This window comes from Pseudomonas sp. R45(2017) (assembly GCF_002112305.1).
Taxonomy (GTDB): Bacteria; Pseudomonadota; Gammaproteobacteria; order Pseudomonadales; family Pseudomonadaceae; genus Aquipseudomonas; species Aquipseudomonas paraglycinae.
In genome coordinates this window covers 152,779-174,210 of the sequence record NZ_NEHH01000012.1, presented here as the reverse complement: position 1 = coordinate 174,210, position 21,432 = coordinate 152,779, and the positions used below count along the sequence as shown (strand labels likewise).

Here is a 21,432-nt window from a genome sequence, read left to right as displayed (position 1 = left end):
GATCGTTCCCACGCTCTGCGTGGGAACGATCAACGTAGAGGGTAGGTGCAATCGATTACAAGCGCTGTACGGTGACAGACCCCGCCGCACCCGCAGGCCCCGGCTGCCCGTCGGCCCCCGGCTTGCCGCTCTTGCCGCCGTCGGCGCGATAGACCAGGCAGCCCTTGGACTTGCCACCCGCCCCCGGCTTGCCGCCAGGACCGGCCGGGCCACCGGCACCGCCGGCAACTTCAACTTTGATCAGCTCGGCCGGAAACTCGCGCGGCACTTCAAGACGCACCAGCGCGCCCGGTGCACCCGGCTGGCCATCGCTGCCGTTGCTGCCATCAAAACCGTGTCCCGCCTGGCCCCAGGTGCAACCCGGCTCCTGACCGTTGGCGCCATCGAGCCCGACAAAACCCGGCGCACCGGTGCCGCCACGGGCATCGACCACCAGCTTCGGCGCATTCAACGCCTTGAATTGCAGATTCAGATTGCGCCCGGCGCGGGCGGCTTTTTCGTAGGTGCCCGGTGCACCACGGGCGGTGATCTGGCTGCCTTCGGCAAGTTGAGCGCGGATGACTTTCATATCCAGCGCCTGTTCGCTCGGCACGATGGCGATGCGCGCTTCATGGCCCAGTTGCAATTCGCCGACACTCAGCTCGGTCACGTTCGAAGGAATCAGCAAAGTGCCGTAATCGGCGACCACCAGTTTCTCCAGTTGCAGAGTGCTGGCAGTGTTGGGCAGACGCATCAGCGAGTTGGTTTCGACGCTGACCACCTGGGCGCAGGCCAGGGGACTGATGAATGCAGCAAGCAGGCAGAGATTACGCATGGGAAGCCTCCGGAGCGGCCGGGGCCGGGATGGTTTGCAGGTGGAAAACGCCGAACAACAGGATGCGGCCACGATCACGCCAAGGGTGCGGACGACCCTTGAGGCTGCGGTTGCACAGCAGCACTTCGAGCACGTGGATCGACAGCAGCAGACCGCCGGCCAGATTGACCAGCAGGTGCAGCGGATGAACAAACGGCACCAGCTGATTGGCCAGCACCACGCAGCAGAACAGCAGGGTCAACAATCGCCCCAGCCCACAGAACACCTTCATACGCTCCCCCGTGTTGCGAATTATTCTTTGGGCGCACAGTAACGGCTTCTGCAGGGGATAAGCCAGAGGGAAAAATGAAAAAAACCGATCCACCGCCGGATGGCTGCCGGTTCGACGATGATCATCGACCGACAGCTCTAGCCCGCGGACTACAGACTCATCCTAACGATTGATGTGCAGTTCCACCCGACGGTTCTGCGCACGCCCCTCGTCCGTGTTGTTATCGGCGACCGGTTCACTCTCGCCGCGCCCTTCACTGGTGAGTTTGTTCGGCGCCAGGCCCTGACTCAGCAAATACTCCGCCACGCTGCTGGCGCGACGTTCCGAAAGCGCCTGGTTGTAGGCATCCGAACCCTTGCTGTCGGTGTGGCCGATGACCTTGATGCTCACCACGTCGGCATTGCGCAGTTTGTCCATCAATGTGTCCAGCTGGCTTTTCGCGGCCGGTTTCAGATCGGACTTGTCGAAATCGAACAGCACGTTGCCGGCATCGTTAAGGGTGATGACTTCAGTTTGCGGGGCCGGTTCGGCGGGTTTCTCGGTAACCGGGTATTGCGGCAGCGGACAGCCGCGGTGGTCGACCGGGGTATTGGCCGGGGTATCGGGGCAACGGTCGCGGCGATCGAACACGCCGTCGTTGTCTTCATCGCCATCCTGGGCATAGCAGATCAATCCGCCGGTGAGGATCCCCAGCGCAGCGCCACCGCCGGCCCAGCCGCCACTTTCGAGCGCGCCGAGACCGCCGCCGACCAGTCCGCCAATAAGGCTGCAGATCGGCCAGGTACGTTGATTGAGGGGAGCGGTGCCATCGCTGTGGGTGGCGCAACCGGTCAACAGGCTGCCCAGCAGCAGAACCGGCAAGACGGACCTTGTAAGAACACTCATCGTTAAAGCTCCTGTGTCACCGGCCCATACCGGTTACACAGGAGTAAAGACCCGCATCCGCGACTGCACAAGCCGCGGATGCGAGGGGGCTAGCGGTTGATTTTGATTTCGGTACGACGGTTCAGCGCACGACCGTCAGCAGTTTTGTTGTCTGCCACCGGCTGGCTTTCACCGGCACCGGTCACCGACACGAAGCTGCTTTGCGGTACACCGCTCTCGACCAGGTACTTGACCACCGAGTGCGCGCGGCGATCCGACAGTTTCTGGTTGTAGGCATCGCTGCCGACGCTGTCGGTGTGGCCGGTCACGGTCAGTTGTGCCGTGCTGGATTCCTGTTTCAGGCGCGAAGCGACCTTATCCAGGACCAGTTTGTCGGCCGGGGTCAGCGTGGCCTTGTCGAACTGGAAGTGAACATCGCGGATGACAATGGTTTCTTCCTTGACCACTACAGCTTCTTCGACCACTGGTGCAGGGGCTGGTGGAGGGCAGCCGTCAGCATCGACCTGTACGCCTTTAGGCGTGCCCGGGCACTTGTCGCGACTGTCCGGCACACCATCGCCGTCTTCATCGCCATCACCGTGAACCCAGCAATAGGCTGCTGCCGTACCGCCGACGAGTAACGCGCCATACCCCGCCCATGCGGAGCTTTCGGTCGCACCGAGCCCCGCACCGACGACACCACCGACTGCCGCACAGGTCGGCCAGTCGGTTTTCTGCAAACCTGCGCAACCAGTCAACACACTGGTTAGCAGAACCAAGGGTAATGCTGTCCGAACTATGCTCATCTAGTTTTCTCCTGAGGGATCGGCTTAGAACCGATTCAGGGAGTAAAGACCGGAGTTTTAATCTCCGCCAGCAATAGGCCATTGCTGTTTGTGCGCCTGTTCACGGGACTTCGACGAATTTGCCGCAAACCCGCAGGACAGAGATCTAGGCCTTGGCGTCCGGGCAGGCTAGTCTTGGCGCTCTGATTGAGGAGCTTCGATGAACGTCGCCATTTCTTCCCGCACGCCGCAGCAGGCATTGGCCGCCCTGCTCGACCGCTACGCTCCGGCACGTCTGCTGCTGATCGGCGCCAGCGAGTTCCCGGCGCTGGCTGCCTTTAAGGAAGCGCACCCGGACACCTGCGTCGCGCACGCCGCGCCCGGTGCGTTGCCGGCGGAACTGGCGGCCCGCCGTTTCGACCTGGCGCTGGTAGTCGACTGCCTGGAACATTTGCCCAAGCGCGACGGCCTGAATCTGTTGGGCGGGATCCGCAACCTCAACGCCAGCCGCATCGCCGTGCTGGCAGACCTGCCGGCCAGCGGCTGGCAGGAAACCGATTTTTATTCCCTGGCCCTGCAAGCCAGCGAACGCTTCGCCCGGGATGAGCAGGTATTGACCCTGTTCACCTACGATCTGCTTGACTACAAACAAGTCCCCGACTGGCTCAACTCGCGATTCTGGGCCAATCCGGAAAACTTCGGGAAATACTGGTGGTAATGCAATGAGTACAGCCATTTGCCCTTGCGGCAGCGGCAACCTGCTGGATGCCTGCTGCGGTCACTATCACGCCGGCCACCCGGCCCCGTGCGCCGAAGCCCTGATGCGCTCGCGCTACAGCGCCTATGTGCTGGGCCTGATCGATTATCTGGTGGCGACCACCCTGCCCGCTCAGCAAGCGGGGCTGGATCGCCAGTCGATCAGCGACTGGAGCGCCCAGAGCACCTGGCTCGGTCTGGACGTGGAAAGTTCGGAAGTGCTCGGTGGCCAGCCGGAACACGCGTTCGTCACCTTCACCGCGCGCTGGCATGACGGTCAGGGCGAGCACAGCCACCGCGAGCGCTCGTCGTTCGTGCAGAACAGCGGGCGCTGGTACTTCATCGACCCGACCGTGCAACTGAAGCTGGGCCGCAACGACGCCTGCCCGTGCGCCAGCGGCCAGAAGTTCAAGAAATGCTGTGCGGGGTATTTCGGCAGCTGAGGCTAGACTGGGCAGCAAAGGGAGTTAAACCATGCTCGGTCATTGGCGCGCATTTCAGGCTTTCACACTGTTCGTGTTTCTCGGGCTTGGCGGCTGCGCGTCATGGTTTACCGACGATTCCCGCGACCCCGCCGTGCACCTGGTGAAAGTCGAAGTCGTGCGCGCCAAATTGCTGGAACAGAAATTCATCCTGCACTTTCGCATCGACAACCCCAACGATAGCGACCTGACCGTGCGTGGCCTGGAATACCGCATACATCTCGCCGACATGCTGCTGGCCGAAGGCGAGCACGAGCACTGGATCACGGTGAACCCCAAAAGCAGCGCGTTTTACAACGTACCGATCCGTACCAACCTGTGGCCGAAGGTGAAAGAGGTGGTGAAAATGCTGAAAAACCCGCACCAGCAGATTCCCTATCGACTGGAGGGCGAGATGGAAACCGGTTTATTCATCGCTCACTACGTGCACCTGGCGCGCAATGGCGTGATAATCCCCGCCGATTTGATTACGGAGTGACCCCGATGACCCAGCAACCTCATGTCCATGGCCCAGACTGCAACCACGATCATGACCATCACCACCATGATCACGACCATGGCCATGTCCACGGCCCGAACTGCGGCCACGCCCACCAGGAACCCGTGCGCAACGCCCTGAAAGACGTTGGCCGCAACGACCCTTGCCCATGCGGCAACGGCAAGAAATTCAAGAAGTGCCACGGCGCTTGATGTTTCGGGCGAAAGCCTACTTCGCCTGAGACACCGCTTTCGCGAGCAAGCCCGCTCCCACATTCGACCGTATTCCTTCTGACGGAATGCAGGCAAAGGTGGGAGCGGGCTTGCTCGCGAAGGGGCCGGCCCATTCACCGGAAGCTTTTTCAGCCTGCCGCCAGAATGTGCCCGGTGCCGACCACCGTCGCATACTCCCCGTGCAGATTCCCCAGCGACATCGCATGCACCTCTTCAGCTGAACGCAAGGTGCCGAAATAATCGGCCTTGTCGAAGGTAAAGCACGCATCCTCCGCCACCCACGCCTCGAACCCCAGATTGCCCGCCGTGCGTGCCGTGGATTCCACCGAGTTGTTCGTCGCCACGCCGACAATGATCAACTGCCCGATCGCCGACTCACGCAACTTCGCCTCAAGCCCTGTGGCACAAAACGCATCCGGTACCTGCTTCTGGATCAGCCACTCGCCGTCCTGCGGCGAAAACCTTTCCTGAAAATCCACGCCTGACTGCTCGGGCCAGAACACCGAATCCGGCGAGCGCGACAGGTGCTGCACGTGGATCACCGGCCGCCCGCTGTGTCGCCAGAAGCCCAGCAAATCAAGAATCCGCTCCTCGGCCGACGGATTATTCCGCCGCCCCAGACGCGGTTCCAGAATGCCCTTTTGCTGGTCGATGATGATCAGTGCAGCGTTGGCCTTGAGCTCCATGGCGATTTTTCTCATGCGGGGTCATTGAATTTCCCGTACTTGAGCATCACCTCCTGTAACTAAGCAAGCTATCGAACGCACACAGGACAACCTGAAGCCGGCGTTTGCTGTCCGCACGTAAGCCATTTTTCTGATTTGGAGCTTTCCATGATCGACCTGTATTACTGGACCACGCCCAACGGCCACAAGATTTCCCTGTTCCTCGAAGAAGCGGGCCTGCGCTACGACGTGCACCCGATCAACATCAGCCAGGGCGAGCAGTTCCAGCCGCACTTTCTGAAAATCGCCCCGAACAACCGCATCCCCGCGATCGTCGATCATGAACCGGCTGACGGTGGCGAACCGTTGTCGCTTTTCGAGTCCGGGGCGATCCTGCTGTACCTCGCGGAAAAGACCGGCAAGTTCCTGCCCAAGGATCTGCGTGGCCGCCAGGTGGCGCTGCAATGGCTGTTCTGGCAAATGGGCGGGCTGGGGCCGATGGCCGGGCAGAACCATCATTTCAGCCAGTTCGCGCCGGAAAAAATACCCTACGCGATCAAGCGCTACATCGATGAAACCGCGCGCCTGTACGGAGTGCTGGACAAGCAACTGGCCAACAACGAGTTCGTTGCCGGCGCCGAATACAGCATCGCCGACATGGCGATCTACCCGTGGATCGTCTCCCACAAGTGGCAGAGCCAGAACCTGGAAGACTTCCCGAACGTGCAACGCTGGTTCAACCACATCAAGGATCGCCCGGCGACCGTGAAGGCCTACGCGCTGGTGCAGAAGATCAATCCGCCGAAGGCTTGAGTCACCCGGCCTGATCGTTCCCGTGCGCGGGAACGATCAACGGGAAGAAATAACCGCTCGCCCCGCTTGCGCGGCCCCCTCCTGCTCACTAACGTAGCGGCTTTATTGCGCCCCCAGCCTCTACACCCCCGCAGGAGCTTTGCCATGGCCTCGCCAGCCCTTTCACATTTTCTTCCCCGGTTCGGCGTTGCCGCAGCAGTGGCCGGTGTTCTGAGCCTGACCGGTTGTCAGACCTGGAACGCCCAGGACACCCTCCCGCCCACCTCCGGTGTGCAGCCGCTCAAGGGCCTGGCGCAGAACGTTTCGGTACGCCGCAATGCCATGGGCATGCCGCTGATCGAAAGCAACAGCTTCCACGACGCACTGTTCGCCCTCGGTTACGTGCACGCCAGCGACCGGATCAATCAGATGGTCACCCTGCGCCTGCTGGCTCAGGGCCGTCTGGCGGAAATGTCCGGTTCGTCGATGCTCGACGCCGACCGCTACATGCGCGCCGTCAACCTGAAGAAAAGCGCCGGCGAGCTGTACAAGGCTTCGTCGCCACGGCTCAAGCGCTTCTTCGAGGTCTATGCCCGGGGCGTCAACGCCTACCTGTTCCGCTACGCCGACAAACTGCCGGGAGATCTGGCTTCCAGCGGCTACAAGCCTGAATACTGGAAACCGGAAGATTCGGCGTTGATCTTCTGTCTGCTGAACTTCAGCCAGTCGGCCAACCTGCCGGAAGAAATCGCCTCGCTGGTGCTGGCGCAGACTGTGACCAACGACAAACTGGCGTGGCTGACCCCGTCCGCTCCCGACGAAAACCTGCCGCTGGCCGAAGCCGACAAGCTGCAAGGCATCAAGCTCAACGGGCAGATTCCGGGGCTGACGGAACTGAGCAACGCCAGCGAACAACTGGCCGCCATTAACTTGCTGGGCACTCAGTCGTCGAACAACTGGGCCATCGCCCCGCAACGCAGCCGCAGCGGCAAGAGCCTCTTGGCCAGCGACAGCCATGGCCCGCTGGCGGCGCCATCGCTGTGGAGTTTCGTGCAGATCCGCGCGCCGAAATACCAGGCCGCCGGCGTGACCGTGGCCGGTCTGCCGATGGTGCTCGGCGGTTTCAACGGCAAGGTGGCGTGGAGCCTGACCAGCGTGCTTGGCGATAACCAGGACCTGTTTCTGGAAAAAATCCGCCGTCAGGGCAGCACGTTGTCCTACGAGGTCAACGGCAAATGGCAACCGGTCGCCGTGCGCAACGAAACCTACTTCGTCAAAGGCCAGCGGCCGATTCGCGAAGCCGTGTACGAAACCCGCCATGGCGCGCTGCTCAACAGCGCCCAGGCCGCTGCTCAGAGCGCAGGCTTCGGCCTGGCCTTGCAGACGCCGAGCTTCACCGATGACAAATCCCTCGATGCGTTTTTCGATCTGAGCCGCGCCCAGAACGTGGAACGCGCCTCGGACGCCAGCCGGGAAATCCGCGCCATCGCGCTGAACCTGGTGTTTGCTGACGCCAGCAACATCGGCTGGCAAGTTACCGGGCGCTTCCCCAACCGCCGCGAAGGCGAGGGCCTGCTGCCGTCGCCGGGCTGGGAAGGTCGTTACGACTGGGACGGTTACGCCGACCCGATGCTGCACCCGTACGATCAGGATCCGGCCCAGGGCTGGCTCGGCACCGCCAACCAGCGGGTCATTCCTCACGGCTACGGCATGCAACTGTCCAATTCCTGGGCGGCGCCGGAACGTGGCGAGCGCCTGTCCGAACTGGCCGGCAGCGGCAAGCATGACAGTCGCAGCGTGATTGCCATGCAGTACGACCAGACCACCACCTTCGCCGCCAAACTGAAGAAAATGTTTGAAGCACCGGGCATGGCGCAGCCGCTGAAACAGGCGATCGACGGCCTGCCGGAAGTCGAGCGCACCAAGGCCCGCGAAGCCTATACCCGCTTGATGGCCTTCGACGGCAAGCTCAGCCCGACCTCCGCCGACGCGGCAATCTACGAGCTGTTCCTGCAGGAAAGCATGAAGCAGATCTTCCTCGACGAACTCGGCCCGCAAAACAGCCCGGCGTGGAAAGCGTTTATCGCCAACGGCGATCTGTCCTACGCCGCCCAGGCCGATCACCTGTTGGGCCGCGAAGACAGTCCGTTCTGGGACGACGCCCGCACCCCGCAAAAAGAAGACAAACCGGCGATCCTCGCCCGCAGTCTGGCGGCAGCGATCACCGCCGGCGACAGCCAGTTGGGCGGCGACCGCCGGGCCTGGCAGTGGGGCAAACTGCACCGCTATGAGTGGAAAAATGCCAACGGCCAGACCGTTCGCGGGCCAACCGCAGCGGGCGGTGACCACACCACACTCAACACCGCAGCGTTTGCCTGGGGCCAGGACTTCAACACCACGCGTGCGCCGTCGATGCGTTTCATTGTCGACTTTGGTCAGAGCGAACCGTTGATGGGGCAGAACGGGACGGGGCAGTCCGGGAATCCGGTGAGCCCGAACTACCTGAACGGCATCGATCCGTGGCTCAAGGGCCAGTACATCGGCTTGCCGATGCAGCCGCAGAACTTTGACCGGGTTTATGGCAAGACGCGATTGACCCTAACCCCTGGGAAATAGGCCTACTCCCCAAAAGATCAAAAGCCCCCTCACCCTAACCCTCTCCCTTAGGGAGAGGGGACTGATCGGGGGATGTTCAAGAAGTTCGCCGACCTGAACTTGCTGCACCGAATCCAGATTCGTATTGCTGCTTGAAAGATCCATAATCGACGCGATCTCACAGGTCGATGTACCTCGCCAAACACCTCCGTAGGCTCCCTCTCCCTCCGGGAGAGAGGACTGATCGGGGGATATTCAAGAGGTTCGCCGACCTGAACTTGCTGCACCGAATCCAGATTCGTATTGCTGCTTGAAAGATCCATAATCGACGCGATCTCACAGGTCGATGTACCTCGCCAAACACCTCCGTAGGCTCCCTCTCCCTCCGGGAGAGAGGACTGATCGGGGGATATTCAAGAGGTTCGCCGACCTGAACTTGCTGCACCGAATCCAGATTCGTATTGCTGCTTGAAAGATCCATAATCGACGCGATCTCACAGGTCGATGTACCTCGCCAAACACCTCCGTAGGCTCCCTCTCCCTTCGGGAGAGGGCTGGGGTGAGGGTGCTTTTGAAAATCAATAGAACTTCTGACTTCGCGCCAACCTCATAGCTAACAAGTCCCTCCATTCCGGTAACGCCATGGACCTTGTTATCGCCCGCCCCGAAGGCCTCTACTGCCCCGCCGGGGATTTCTACATTGACCCGTGGCGGCCCGTCGAGCGCTCGGTGATCACCCATGCCCATGGCGACCATGCCCGTGGCGGCAACCAGCATTACCTGGCCGCCAGCGCCGGCGAAGGGATTCTGCGCGCGCGTCTGGGTCAGGACATCAATCTGCAAACCCTCGACTACGGCCAGCGCCTGACCCATCACGGGGTCACCCTGAGTTTTCATCCCGCCGGCCATGTGCTCGGCTCGGCCCAGGTGCGGCTGGAATACGGCGGCGAAGTCTGGGTCGCGTCCGGCGACTACAAGATCGAACCCGACGGCACCTGCGCCCCTTTCGAACCGGTGCGCTGCCACACCTTCATTACCGAATCGACCTTCGGCCTGCCGATCTACCGCTGGCAGCCGCAGGCGCAGGTGTTCGCCGAGATCAATCAGTGGTGGCAGGCCAACATCGAAGCCGGCAAGGCCAGCGTGCTGTTTTGCTATTCGTTCGGCAAGGCCCAGCGGATTCTGCACGGCATCGATGAAACCCTCGGGCCGATCCTCAGCCACGGGGCGGTCGAGCCGCTGAACCGCGTGTACCGCGAGGCCGGCGTCTACCTGCCGCCAACCATCTACGCCGGTGACGTGAAAAAGAATGACCCGATGATGCGTCAGGCGCTGGTCATCGCCCCGCCGTCGGCCGGCGGCAGCAGTTGGATGCGCCGGTTCGGCGATTACAGCGACAGCTTCGCCAGCGGCTGGATGCGCCTGCGCGGCACCCGCCGGCGGCGCGGGGTCGATCGCGGTTTCGTGCTCTCGGATCACGCCGACTGGCCCGGCCTGTTGTGGGCCATCGAACAGACAGGAGCCGAACGGGTGATGGTCACCCACGGCTCGATTGGCGTGCTGGTGCGCCATCTGCGCGAGCAGGGTCTGGACGCACAAGGTTTCAACACCGAATACGGTGACGATGAAGAAGAGCTATCTACCGCCACGCCCGTCGTTGCCGAGGTGCAACCATGAAAGACTTCGCCGGGTTGTACGCCGAACTCGACGCCACCACCTCGAGCAACGCCAAACTGGCGGCCATGCAAACCTACTTCGCCCAGGCGCAACCGCAGGATGCCGCGTGGGCGGTGTACTTTTTGTCCGGCGGGCGGCCTCGGCAACTGGTGCCGGTGCGGATCCTGCGCGATCTCGCGGTCGAGGTGTCCGGCCTGGCCCCGTGGCTGTTCGAGGAAAGTTATCAAGCGGTCGGCGATCTGGCGGAAACCATTTCGCTGGTGCTGCCGGAACACCCGCACACCTCCGAGGCCGGGCTCGCCGAATGGATCGAAGACAAACTGTTGCCCCTGCGCGGTGAAACCCCGGAATACCTCGCCCATCAGTTGCCCGCACTGTGGGCGCAACTGGATCGGCCAAGCTTGATGCTGTGCATCAAACTGATCACCGGCAGCTTCCGGGTCGGCGTGTCCAAATTGCTGGTGACCCGCGCCCTGGCTTCCATGGCCGGGCTCGACAGCAAACGCGTGGCGCAACGGCTGGTGGGTTACACCGACCTGTCCAACCGGCCGAACGCCGCCGCTTACCTGAAACTGATCGCCCCCGAATCCAGCGACGAGCACGCCCAGCGCGGCGGCCAGCCCTACCCGTTTTTCCTCGCCCACGCGCTGGCGCAACCGGTAGAAACCTTCGAGGCCCTGCTCGGGCCGCCGAGCAACTGGCAGGTGGAATGGAAGTGGGACGGCATTCGCGCACAGGTGGTCAAGCGTGACGGGAAACTGTGGGTCTGGTCGCGCGGCGAGGAATTGGTCACCGAGCGTTTTCCCGAATTCGACACGCTGCTGCACGGTTTACCCGACGGCACGGTGATCGACGGCGAGATTGTGGTGTGGAAGAACAACCGCCCGATCACCGAAGACGCTTTCGACCCACAGTCGACGAAAGCCCCGGCGGTGCAACCATTCGCGCTGTTACAGCAACGGATTGGCCGCAAGTCACTGGACCGGAAAATCCTTGAAGACGCGCCGGTGGTGGTACTCGCCTACGATCTGCTCGAATGGCAGGGCGAAGACTGGCGCAACCAGCCTCAGGCCAGGCGTCGTGAACAACTGGAACAAGTTATCGCCCACTGCAACAACCCGGTACTGCTGCCTTCGCCGATTCTGACGGGTGACGACTGGTTCGACCTCGCCCGCCAGCGCGAGGCCTCCAGGCGCCTGGGGGTCGAAGGCATGATGCTCAAGGCTCGCGACGCGATGTACGGCGTTGGCCGCACCAAGGACATGGGCGTGTGGTGGAAATGGAAGGTCGACCCGTTCAGCGTCGACGCGGTGTTGATCTACGCCCAGCGCGGACATGGCCGGCGCGCCAGCCTCTACAGCGATTACACTTTTGCGGTGTGGGACGGCCCGCCGGGATCCAGTGCAAGGTCACTGGTGCCATTCGCCAAGGCCTATTCAGGGCTGACCGATGCGGAAATGCGCGAGGTCGACAGCATCGTGCGCAAGACCACGGTGGAAAAATTCGGCCCGGTCAGCAGCGTGAAGCCGAGCCTGGTATTCGAACTGGGCTTCGAAGGCATCGCCCTCTCCCGCCGGCACAAGAGCGGCATCGCCGTGCGCTTCCCGCGCATGCTGCGCTGGCGCCAGGACAAGACCGTGGACGAGGCCGACAGCCTGGCGACCTTGCAAAACCTGTTGGTCTGACTCCTTCCCAACGATACTCCCCCCTCACCCCGATCGTTCCCACGCTCTGCGTGGGAATGCCTCAATGGACGCTCTGCGTCCGCTTTGGGACGCGGAGCGTCCCGGGCTGCATTCCCACGCGGACGGTTCGACGCCTCGACGTGGGAACGATCACCTCAATCACGCCCATAAACAGTGCAACTGTTTTCCCGCGCCCGTTTTCGTGCACCGACCGGCCCCGGCATGCACTTCCTGCACCTTTTAAAACACTTGTTCGGGACTCTGGTTCGGAAATTGCTACTTTCTATAAGTCGTAAGCGCTCCAGTAACAATCATTCCGCGCCACAAGCGCTCAAATTGGTTCTTAGGGATTGAATAATGAAAAAAGCATTGCTGACCCTTTCTGCACTGGCGTTGTGCATGGCCGCTGGCTCCGCGCTGGCCAAGGAATACAAAGAACTGCGGTTTGGCGTTGACCCTTCCTACGCACCGTTCGAGTCGAAAGCGGCAGACGGCAGCCTGGTTGGCTTCGACATCGATCTGGGCAACGCGATCTGCGCCGAGCTGAAGGTCAAGTGCAAATGGGTCGAAAGTGACTTCGACGGTATGATTCCGGGCCTCAAGGCCAATAAATTCGACGGTGTGATCTCGTCGATGACCGTTACCGAAGCCCGCGAAAAAGTCATCGACTTCTCCAGCGAGCTGTTCTCCGGCCCGACGGCCTACGTGTCGAAAAAAGGTTCGGGCATCACTGACGACGTCGCCTCCCTGAAAGGCAAAACCGTCGGTTACGAGCAAGGCACCATCCAGGAAGCCTATGCCAAAGCCGTACTAGACAAGGCCGGCGTGAAAACCCAGGCCTATCAGAATCAGGACCAGGTGTATTCCGACCTGACTTCCGGCCGTCTCGATGCGGGCATTCAGGACATGCTGCAGGCCGAACTGGGCTTTCTGAAGTCGCCGCAAGGCGCTGATTATGAAGTCAGCAAGCCGGTCGACAACCACTTGCTGCCAGCCAAGACCGCTGTCGGTATTAAGAAAGGTAACACCGAGCTGAAAGCGCTTTTGGATAAAGGTATCAAAGCGTTACACGATGATGGCAAATACGCCGAGATTCAAAAGAAACACTTTGGCGATCTGAATCTGTACAGCGGCAAATAATGCCCCGGCGCCCATCCTCGATGGGCGCCTTTTTCATTCAGTCAGGTTGCTGATTTATGTTCGAAAACCTCTTACAAAATCTGGGGCTCTCCGCCTTCAGCCTCAAGGGTTTTGGCCCTTTGCTGTTGGAAGGCACCTGGATGACCATCAAATTGTCGGCGTTGTCGCTGCTGGTGGCCGTGTTGCTCGGCCTGCTCGGCGCCAGTGCCAAGCTTTCAAAAGTCAAACTGCTGCGCCTGCCCGCCCAGCTCTACACCACGCTGATTCGCGGGGTGCCGGACCTGGTGCTGATGCTGCTGATCTTCTACAGCCTGCAAACCTGGCTGACGACGCTCACCGATTACCTGGAATGGGAATACATCGAGATCGACCCGTTCAGCGCCGGGGTCCTGACCCTGGGCTTCATTTATGGCGCGTACTTCACTGAAACCTTTCGCGGGGCGATTCTCGCCGTGCCGCGCGGTCAGGTCGAAGCCGCCACCGCCTATGGCCTCAAGCGCGGTCAGCGCTTTCGTTTCGTGGTGTTCCCGCAAATGATGCGCTTCGCCCTGCCGGGCATCGGCAACAACTGGATGGTGATGCTCAAGGCCACCGCGCTGGTTTCGATCATCGGCCTGGCCGATCTGGTCAAGGCCGCGCAGGACGCCGGCAAGAGCACCTATCAACTGTTTTACTTCCTGGTGCTCGCCGCTTTGATTTACCTGTTGATCACCAGTGCCTCGAACATCATCCTGCGCTGGCTCGAACGCCGCTACGCCGCCGGTGCCCGGGAGGCCGTACGATGATCGAACTCCTGCAGGAATACTGGAAAGCCTTCCTTTATACCGACGGTCAGAACATCACTGGCCTTGCGATGACGATGTGGCTGCTCAGCGCCTCGATCTTCTTCGGTTTCATCGTGTCGATTCCGCTGTCGATCGCTCGGGTCTCGCCGCACTTCTACATTCGCTGGCCGGTGCAGTTCTACACCTACCTGTTCCGTGGCACGCCGCTCTATATCCAGTTGCTGATCTGCTACACCGGGATTTACAGCCTGGCCGCCGTGCGCGCGCAACCGCTGCTCGACAGTTTCTTTCGCGATGCGATGAACTGCACGATCCTGGCCTTCGCCCTCAACACCTGCGCCTACACCACGGAGATTTTCGCCGGGGCGATCCGCAGCATGAACCACGGCGAAGTCGAAGCAGCGAAGGCCTACGGCCTGACCGGCTGGAAGCTTTATGCCTACGTGATCATGCCGTCGGCGCTGCGCCGTTCGTTGCCGTATTACAGCAACGAAGTGATCCTGATGCTGCATTCGACCACCGTGGCCTTCACCGCGACCATCCCCGACATCCTGAAAGTCGCGCGGGACGCCAACTCGGCGACCTTCCTGACCTTTCAGTCGTTCGGCATCGCCGCGCTGATCTACCTGACCATCACCTTTGCGCTGGTCGGCCTGTTCCGCCTTGCAGAACGCCGATGGCTGGCGTTCCTCGGCCCGACCCACTAGGACCCTTTAGAGATGCGTCATCAGATACACGACCTGCTGGCCCCGCTGCCGGGGACCGCACGACAGATTCACAGCTTCCACTTCGGCCCGGACAAGGCCCAGGGCAAGATTTACATCCAGTCCTCGCTGCACGCCGACGAACTGCCCGGCATGCTCGTGGCCTGGCACCTCAAGCAGCGTCTGGCGGAGCTGGAAGCCGCCGGGCGCCTGCGCAGCGAAATCGTGCTGGTGCCGGTGGCCAACCCGGTCGGCCTCGAACAGGTACTGATGGATGTGCCGCTGGGCCGCTACGAGCTGGAGAGCGGGCAGAATTTCAACCGCTGGTTCGTCGACCTCAGCGAGGAAATCGGCAACGAAATCGAAGCGCAGCTGTGCGACGACCCGCAGCGCAACCTCGAGCTGATCCGTTCGAGCCTGCGCAACGCCCTCGCCCGCCACACCGCCACGACTCAGCTGCAATCCCAGCGCCTGACCCTGCAACGGCTGGCCTGTGATGCGGACATGGTGCTCGACCTGCATTGCGATTTCGAATCCGTGGTTCACCTTTACACCACGCCCGAGGCCTGGCCGCAGGTCGAGCCGCTGGCGCGCTATATCGAATCCCAGGCGAGCCTGCTGGCCACCGACTCCGGCGGACAGTCGTTCGACGAGTGCTTCACCCTGCTGTGGTGGCAATTGAAGGAGCGCTTCGGCGAACACTTCGAGATTCCGCTCGGCAGCTTTTCGGTCACCGTCGAGTTGCGCGGTCAGGGGGATGTCACCCATCCGCTGGCCAGTCGTGACTGCCAGGCGCTGATCGATTACCTGATTCATTGCGGCGCCATCGTCGGCGAGCCCAAAGCCTTGCCGGCCCTGCCGCATCCCGCCACACCGCTGGCCGGCGTGGAACCGGTGGCCACTCCCGTCGGCGGGCTGCTGGTGTACAGCGCCACACCCGGCCAGTGGCTGGAAGCCGGGCAGAAAATCGCCGAAATCATCGACCCGATCAGCGACCGGGTCACGCCAGTCCATTGCACCGCTTCCGGTCTGCTCTATGCCCGCTCGCTGCGGCGCATGGCCACTGCCGGGATGGTGATCGCCCACGTCGCGGGCGCCGAAGCCTATCGCAGCGGCTATCTACTTTCGCCTTGAGGATGCCTGTCCCATGTACAAATTGACCGTTGAAGGCCTGCACAAAAGCTATGGCGACCATCAGGTGCTCAAAGGCGTCTCGCTCAAGGCCAGGACCGGCGACGTGATCAGCCTGATCGGCGCCAGCGGCTCGGGTAAAAGCACCTTTTTGCGCTGCATCAACTTTCTCGAACAACCCAACGACGGCGCGATGAGCCTCGACGGCCAGGCGATCCGCATGGTCACAGACCGCCACGGCATGCACGTGGCCGACGCCGATGAACTGCAACGCCTGCGCACCCGCCTGGCTATGGTATTTCAGCACTTCAACCTGTGGAGCCACATGACCGTGCTGGAAAACATCACCATGGCCCCGCGCCGGGTGCTGGGCTGCAGCAAACAGGAAGCCGACGACCGCGCCCGGCGTTATCTGGAAAAGGTCGGTTTGCCGGCGCGAGTGGCGGATCAATACCCGGCATTCCTTTCCGGCGGCCAGCAGCAACGGGTGGCGATTGCCCGGGCCTTGGCCATGGAGCCGGAAGTCATGCTGTTCGACGAACCGACTTCGGCGCTGGACCCGGAACTGGTCGGCGAAGTGCTCAAGGTGATTCAGGGCCTGGCCGAAGAAGGCCGGACCATGATCATGGTCACCCATGAAATGAGCTTTGCGCGCAAGGTCTCGAGCCAGGTGCTGTTCCTGCATCAGGGACTGGTGGAAGAAGAAGGCGCACCCGAAGAAGTGCTGGGCAATCCGAAAAGCGAACGCCTGAAGCAATTCCTCAGCGGCAATCTCAAGTAAAACTATTGCCCGGCCGGCGCGGTCATTGAAGGAACACCTTCAGAGCACACGTCGCCGGCATGGGCACTTCCACCGACTTCGCCAAACATTGGTTCAGCGCCCGCGACTGGAAGCCGTTCGCCTTTCAGAAACAAGTGTGGGCGGCAGTCAAACGTGGCGAATCCGGCCTGCTGCACGCCAGCACCGGCGCCGGTAAAACCTACGCGGTGTGGTTTGCCGCGCTCAATCGCTTTGCCCGCTCCGGGCCTGTTGCTGCAACCACTCGCAAACGCCCTCCACCCGCCGAACCGCTGACCGTCTTGTGGATCACGCCGATGCGGGCGCTGGCCGCCGACACTGCACGCGTCTTGCAAGCGCCGCTTGATGATCTGCAGATTCCCTGGAGCGTCGGCCTGCGCACCGGCGACACCGGCAGCAGTGAACGCGCCCGGCAAAACCGGCGCCTGCCCACCACACTGATCACCACCCCGGAAAGCCTGACCCTGATGCTCGCCCGTGCCGACGCGCAAACGGCGCTGTCGACGCTACGCATGGTGGTGGTGGATGAGTGGCACGAATTGCTCGGCAACAAACGCGGTGTGCAACTGCAACTGGCCCTCGCCCGGTTGCGCCGCTGGCAGCCGGGGCTGATCGTCTGGGGCGTTTCCGCAACGCTTGGCAATCAGTCCCACGCCGAACAGGTGCTGATCCCACACGGCGACGGAATCAGTATTCAGGGGCAAAGCGAAAAGTCGCTCAAGGTCGACACCCTGCTCCCACCGGCGATCGAACGGTTTCCCTGGGCCGGGCATATCGGCTTGAAGATGTTGCCGCAGGTGGTCGCCGAACTGGATGTCTGCGCCAGCAGCCTGGTGTTCACCAACACCCGGGCGCAATCGGAAATCTGGTATCAGGCCTTGCTGGAAGCGCGACCGGACTGGGCCGGGTTGATCGCGCTGCACCACAGCTCGCTGTCCCGTGACACCCGCGACTGGGTCGAGCAGGCGCTGAAGAACGGTCAACTCAAAGCCGTGGTCTGCACTTCAAGCCTGGATCTGGGGGTGGATTTCCTGCCGGTGGAGCGGGTGCTGCAGATTGGCTCGGCCAAAGGCGTGGCGCGACTGATGCAGCGTGCCGGGCGTTCGGGGCATGCGCCCGGCAGAACGTCGCGGGTCACCCTGGTGCCGACCCACAGCCTGGAGCTGATCGAAGCCGCGGCCGCTGGCGATGCCGTGGCACAGCGGCGGATCGAACCGCGACTGTCCCCGCACAAACCGCTGGATGTGCTGGTGCAGCATCTGGTCAGCATGGCCCTGGGCGGTGGCTTTATTCCCGATGAGCTGTACGAAGAAGTCCGTGGCGCCTGGGCCTATCGTGACCTGACGCTCGCGGACTGGGCCTGGGCGCTGGCGTTCGTACGCCACGGCGGGATGTCGCTGACGGCGTACCCGGATTACCGCCGGGTCGAGCCGGATGAGCACGGGATCTGGCGCGTCCCCGATGCCCGCCTGGCGCGCCGCCATCGCATGAGCATCGGCACCATCGTCAGTGATGCCGCGATCCATTTGAAGTTCTGGAGCAAGGGCGGAGGCGGCAAACAGCTGGGCAGCGTTGAAGAAGGCTTTATCGCTCGCCTCAAACCTGGCGATGGGTTTCTGTTCGCCGGTCGCTTGCTGGAGCTGGTGCGGGTGGAAAACATGACCGCCTATGTCAAACGCAGCACGGCGAAAAAAGCCGCGGTGCCGCGCTGGAATGGCGGGCGCATGCCGCTCTCCAATGAATTGGCCGAAGCGGTGGTCAGCCGGTTCAGCGCGGCGGCACAAGGCGAGTTTGCCGGCCCGGAAATGCAGGCCTTGCGCCCGTTACTGGAAACGCAGATGCGCTGGTCAGGCCTGCCGACCGTCAACAATCTGCTGGCCGAAGTGCTGAAATCCCGCGAAGGCTGGCACCTTTTCCTCTACCCGTTTGCAGGACGCCAGGTGCATCTGGGCCTGGCCAGCCTGCTGGCGTGGCGGGTCAGTCAGCGTTTGCCTGTGACTTTCTCGATTGCGGTCAACGATTACGGACTGGAATTGCTCAGCGCCACGCCCGTTGACTGGCCTGTGCAACTGGATGGCGCCCTGCTCAGTCCCGAGGACTTATTGAGGGATGTGCTGGCCAGCCTCAATGCGGGGGAACTGGCACTGCGCAGGTTTCGGGAAATCGCGCGGATTGCCGGGCTGGTGTTTGCCGGTTACCCCGGCGCGCCGAAAAGCACCCGTCAGGTGCAGGCCTCCAGCGGGCTGTTCTTCGAAGTGTTCAAACAATACGACGCCGACAACCTGCTACTGGCGCAGGCCGGGGAAGAAGTCCTGCGGGAAGAACTGGATATTCGTCGACTGGAACAGACATTGGAGCGGATCAAACGGATGAAACTGGACATGCACCTGATCAAACGTCCTACACCGCTCGGGTTTCCATTGCTGGTGGAACGCATGCGCGAAAGCATGAGTTCGGAAAAACTCGCCGACCGCATCCGCCGAATGGTCGGCGATCTGGAACAAACTGCCGACAAGGGCCAATCCTGATGAACGCGCCCTACCCGGTGCGTCTGGCAGGCGAAGACCTCTGGCTGCTGCCGGAAAAGGCACTGTACTGGCCGGCGCAACAGGCGCTGCTGATTGCCGATGTGCATTTCGGCAAGGCTGCCGCTTACCGGCGCCTGGGGCAGCCGGTGCCGCAGGGCACGACAGCGAGCAACATCGCCGTGATCGAGCAGTTGCTGGCGAAACTGCCGTGTCGGCAACTGATCTTTCTTGGGGATTTTCTGCACGGGCCCGGTTCGCATGCCCCGGGCACTTTGAGTGCTCTGTCTGAGTGGCGCTCACGCCACGCCGATCTGCCGATCACGCTGATTCGCGGTAATCACGATAAACGCGCCGGTGATCCGCCAGCGACGCTGAACATTCGGGTGGTGCCGGAGCCGATGCTGCTCGGGCCCTTCGCGTTGCAGCACGAACCGGATCCGCACCCTGAACGCCACGTGCTTGCAGGCCACGTCCACCCGGTCTATCGGTTGAACGGCAAGGGGCGTCAGCGTTTGCGTCTGGCGTGTTTCAGGCTGGGGGAACGCATCAGCCTGCTGCCGGCGTTTGGCGCCTTCACCGGCGGTTATCCGGTGGAGAAGGAAGACAGCTGTCGGATCTTTGTCATTGGCGACAACGAAATATGGCCCGTCGGCTGAAGTCCTGTTCAGGATTCAGCCGACGGGCCATACATTCGATCAAGCGACAGGCGCAGGTGGCGGTTTGTCCGGCAGCGTAGGCTCGCCGGGCTCGGTCGGTTCTTCGTTGGGGGTATCGGGATCGGGCTGGTGAGGAATTCCGCCAGCCATGGCGATGGGCGGGTGTGCCAACAAGGACCAGGCCAATACGCCAATCTGATTGGGCTCGAGCCTTGCCAGTTCGGCAGTGATTTGCGGATCGATCTTCATGGAGCACTCCTCGGCGAAGGCCCGTCCCGCTGTTCGCGAAACGGGCAGTACACCCCATAGAGTGTCTACCCGCCGAAGAATTCCCGGTAACTGCCGGATGGACGGATCAGGTGCGCGGCAGGGTCACGCCACGCTGGCCCTGGTACTTGCCCGCACGATCCTTGTAGGAGACTTCGCATTCCTCGTCGGATTCGAGGAACAGCATCTGCGCCACGCCTTCGTTGGCGTAGATCTTCGCCGGCAGGTTGGTGGTGTTGGAGAACTCCAGGGTCACCTGGCCTTCCCACTCGGGCTCGAGCGGAGTGACGTTGACGATGATGCCGCAGCGAGCGTAAGTGCTCTTGCCCAGGCAGATGGTCAGGACGTTGCGTGGAATACGGAAGTATTCAACGGTCGTGGCCAGGGCGAAGGAGTTTGGCGGAATGATGCAGACGTCGCTGTGGACATCGACGAAGCTGCCAGCGTCGAAGTTTTTCGGATCGACGATGGCCGAATTGATGTTGGTGAACACCTTGAAATGATTGGTGCAACGCACATCGTAGCCGTAGCTCGACACACCGTAGGAGATCACACGGCTGTCGTCGCTGCCACGTACCTGGCGCTCGACGAACGGCTCGATCATGCCGTGTTCCTGCGCCATGCGGCGAATCCACTTGTCCGATTTGATGCTCATGGCGGGTGTCCTGAATAGCGAGGTGGAAAAAATCTGTCCGGCATCTTACCGGGCGCGCCGCCGGGTTCAAAGTCCGGGCTGCAAATCTCGGCGAACGTGCAGGAATTACGCGGCCTGGCGACGAACCGTCACACCGCCGATCCCTAAAACAGAGAAACCTTCGCAAGAAGCATTGGCACGTTCCGGAAAAAGGGTTAAGGTGGCGCCACTGTGCTGCTTGTGTCACTGAGAATCTCTACACGATATGTTGAATTTCGATCCAACCATCTACAAGAATTTTTCCTGCTCTTTGCACTCAGTCTCGGCCAGGGTTCTTCCTGAGTCGCAGTTATCTTTGTTCAAGGAGTTACACCATGTCTAATCGCCAAACCGGTACCGTTAAGTGGTTCAACGATGAAAAAGGCTTCGGCTTCATCACTCCACAATCCGGTGACGACCTGTTCGTTCACTTCAAAGCTATCCAATCCGACGGCTTCAAAAGCCTGAAAGAAGGCCAACAGGTTTCTTTCATCGCTACCCGCGGTCAGAAAGGCATGCAAGCTGAGGAAGTACAAGTTATCTAACTTGTAGCTTCTTTAGTAAAAGGCCCCGCCCTCAAAAGCGGGGCTTTTTTGTGGGCGTCTGTTTTTCCAGGCGCAAAAAAAAGATCGCAGCCTGCGAAGGCTGCGAT

23 protein-coding genes are annotated in these 21,432 nt (G+C 61.5%); 16 read left to right on the top strand and 7 right to left on the bottom strand.

From position 1 onward, the window contains the following. Positions 1–55: 55 nt before the first annotated feature. From CAF74_RS25595 to CAF74_RS25580, 4 genes are all read right to left on the bottom strand, one after another. Positions 56–814: a collagen pro alpha-chain precursor gene (locus CAF74_RS25595; RefSeq protein ID WP_085748181.1), complete on the bottom strand. Its 759-nt coding sequence runs from the start codon at positions 812–814 to the stop codon at positions 56–58. Beyond that, a complete protein-coding gene (locus CAF74_RS25590) occupies positions 807–1,085 on the bottom strand; it encodes a DUF1145 domain-containing protein (RefSeq protein ID WP_085748180.1) in 279 nt (92 codons plus the stop codon). Before CAF74_RS25590 ends, CAF74_RS25595 begins: the two co-directional genes overlap by 8 nt. A gap of 162 nt (positions 1,086–1,247) precedes the next feature. Next, positions 1,248–1,970 carry an OmpA family protein gene (locus CAF74_RS25585; RefSeq protein ID WP_085748179.1) on the bottom strand — a complete coding sequence of 241 codons (723 nt, stop codon included), beginning with the start codon at positions 1,968–1,970 and terminating at the stop codon, positions 1,248–1,250. Positions 1,971–2,059: 89 nt separating this feature from the next. Further along, entirely contained in the window at positions 2,060–2,755 is a 696-nt protein-coding gene (locus CAF74_RS25580) for an OmpA family protein (protein WP_011332779.1), read from the bottom strand. A 199-nt stretch (positions 2,756–2,954) separates the two neighbouring features. On the opposite strand from CAF74_RS25580, the gene CAF74_RS25575 reads away from it, so the two are divergent. The 4 genes from CAF74_RS25575 to CAF74_RS25560 are packed head-to-tail and all read left to right on the top strand — an operon-like array spanning position 2,955 to position 4,662. Further along, positions 2,955–3,452, top strand: a complete 498-nt coding sequence (locus CAF74_RS25575; protein WP_011332778.1) for a DUF6231 family protein — start codon at positions 2,955–2,957, stop codon at positions 3,450–3,452. A 4-nt stretch (positions 3,453–3,456) separates the two neighbouring features. Beyond that, on the top strand, positions 3,457–3,933 hold the full coding sequence (locus CAF74_RS25570) for a YchJ family protein (protein ID WP_064382925.1): 477 nt from the start codon (positions 3,457–3,459) through the stop codon (positions 3,931–3,933). A 31-nt stretch (positions 3,934–3,964) separates the two neighbouring features. After that, positions 3,965–4,450: an LEA type 2 family protein gene (locus CAF74_RS25565; protein ID WP_085748178.1), complete on the top strand. Its 486-nt coding sequence runs from the start codon at positions 3,965–3,967 to the stop codon at positions 4,448–4,450. A 5-nt stretch (positions 4,451–4,455) separates the two neighbouring features. Then, entirely contained in the window at positions 4,456–4,662 is a 207-nt protein-coding gene (locus CAF74_RS25560; protein ID WP_007955014.1) for an SEC-C metal-binding domain-containing protein, read from the top strand. 149 nt (positions 4,663–4,811) lie between these two features. Here the strand turns inward: CAF74_RS25560 and CAF74_RS25555 are convergent, their stop codons facing one another. Beyond that, complete coding sequence (locus tag CAF74_RS25555; protein WP_085748177.1) at positions 4,812–5,369, bottom strand: cysteine hydrolase family protein; 558 nt, start codon at positions 5,367–5,369, stop codon at positions 4,812–4,814. 147 nt (positions 5,370–5,516) lie between these two features. Here CAF74_RS25555 and CAF74_RS25550 point away from each other — a divergent pair, with 147 nt between their 5' ends. From CAF74_RS25550 to pdeM, 11 genes are all read left to right on the top strand, one after another. Beyond that, a complete protein-coding gene (locus CAF74_RS25550; RefSeq protein ID WP_085748176.1) occupies positions 5,517–6,161 on the top strand; it encodes a glutathione binding-like protein in 645 nt (214 codons plus the stop codon). A 144-nt stretch (positions 6,162–6,305) separates the two neighbouring features. Beyond that, positions 6,306–8,756, top strand: a complete 2,451-nt coding sequence (locus CAF74_RS25545; RefSeq protein ID WP_085748175.1) for a penicillin acylase family protein — start codon at positions 6,306–6,308, stop codon at positions 8,754–8,756. Between the two features lie 621 nt (positions 8,757–9,377). Then, positions 9,378–10,412 (top strand): ligase-associated DNA damage response exonuclease, encoded by a 1,035-nt coding sequence (locus CAF74_RS25540; RefSeq protein WP_085748174.1) that lies wholly within the window; start codon positions 9,378–9,380, stop codon positions 10,410–10,412. Next, the gene (locus CAF74_RS25535) at positions 10,409–12,097 is read left to right on the top strand and encodes an ATP-dependent DNA ligase (RefSeq protein WP_085748173.1); all 1,689 of its coding nucleotides are present in this window, start codon (positions 10,409–10,411) and stop codon (positions 12,095–12,097) included. Before CAF74_RS25540 ends, CAF74_RS25535 begins: the two co-directional genes overlap by 4 nt. A gap of 357 nt (positions 12,098–12,454) precedes the next feature. After that, complete coding sequence (locus CAF74_RS25530; RefSeq protein ID WP_011332769.1) at positions 12,455–13,237, top strand: transporter substrate-binding domain-containing protein; 783 nt, start codon at positions 12,455–12,457, stop codon at positions 13,235–13,237. Between the two features lie 56 nt (positions 13,238–13,293). Beyond that, positions 13,294–14,022, top strand: coding sequence for an ABC transporter permease (locus CAF74_RS25525; protein ID WP_007955000.1), 729 nt, complete (start codon positions 13,294–13,296; stop codon positions 14,020–14,022). Further along, positions 14,019–14,729, top strand: coding sequence for an ABC transporter permease (locus CAF74_RS25520; protein WP_011332767.1), 711 nt, complete (start codon positions 14,019–14,021; stop codon positions 14,727–14,729). The genes CAF74_RS25525 and CAF74_RS25520 overlap by 4 nt, the downstream gene beginning before the upstream one ends. A gap of 12 nt (positions 14,730–14,741) precedes the next feature. Next, entirely contained in the window at positions 14,742–15,860 is a 1,119-nt protein-coding gene (locus CAF74_RS25515) for a succinylglutamate desuccinylase/aspartoacylase family protein (protein ID WP_085748172.1), read from the top strand. A 13-nt stretch (positions 15,861–15,873) separates the two neighbouring features. Then, a complete protein-coding gene (locus CAF74_RS25510; protein WP_039771333.1) occupies positions 15,874–16,638 on the top strand; it encodes an ABC transporter ATP-binding protein in 765 nt (254 codons plus the stop codon). Between the two features lie 59 nt (positions 16,639–16,697). Continuing rightward, positions 16,698–19,184, top strand: coding sequence for a ligase-associated DNA damage response DEXH box helicase (locus CAF74_RS25505; RefSeq protein WP_085748171.1), 2,487 nt, complete (start codon positions 16,698–16,700; stop codon positions 19,182–19,184). Next, positions 19,184–19,840 carry a ligase-associated DNA damage response endonuclease PdeM gene (gene pdeM, locus CAF74_RS25500; protein WP_085748170.1) on the top strand — a complete coding sequence of 219 codons (657 nt, stop codon included), beginning with the start codon at positions 19,184–19,186 and terminating at the stop codon, positions 19,838–19,840. Before CAF74_RS25505 ends, pdeM begins: the two co-directional genes overlap by 1 nt. A gap of 39 nt (positions 19,841–19,879) precedes the next feature. On the opposite strand, the gene CAF74_RS25495 is transcribed toward pdeM, so the two are convergent. Together CAF74_RS25495 and dcd are read right to left on the bottom strand one after the other, a co-directional pair. Beyond that, a complete protein-coding gene (locus tag CAF74_RS25495; protein WP_085605329.1) occupies positions 19,880–20,089 on the bottom strand; it encodes a hypothetical protein in 210 nt (69 codons plus the stop codon). A 106-nt stretch (positions 20,090–20,195) separates the two neighbouring features. After that, on the bottom strand, positions 20,196–20,762 hold the full coding sequence (gene dcd, locus CAF74_RS25490; protein ID WP_007954988.1) for a dCTP deaminase: 567 nt from the start codon (positions 20,760–20,762) through the stop codon (positions 20,196–20,198). A gap of 353 nt (positions 20,763–21,115) precedes the next feature. Here dcd and CAF74_RS25485 point away from each other — a divergent pair, with 353 nt between their 5' ends. After that, entirely contained in the window at positions 21,116–21,325 is a 210-nt protein-coding gene (locus CAF74_RS25485; protein WP_002554837.1) for a cold-shock protein, read from the top strand. The last annotated feature ends 107 nt before the right edge of the window (positions 21,326–21,432 follow it).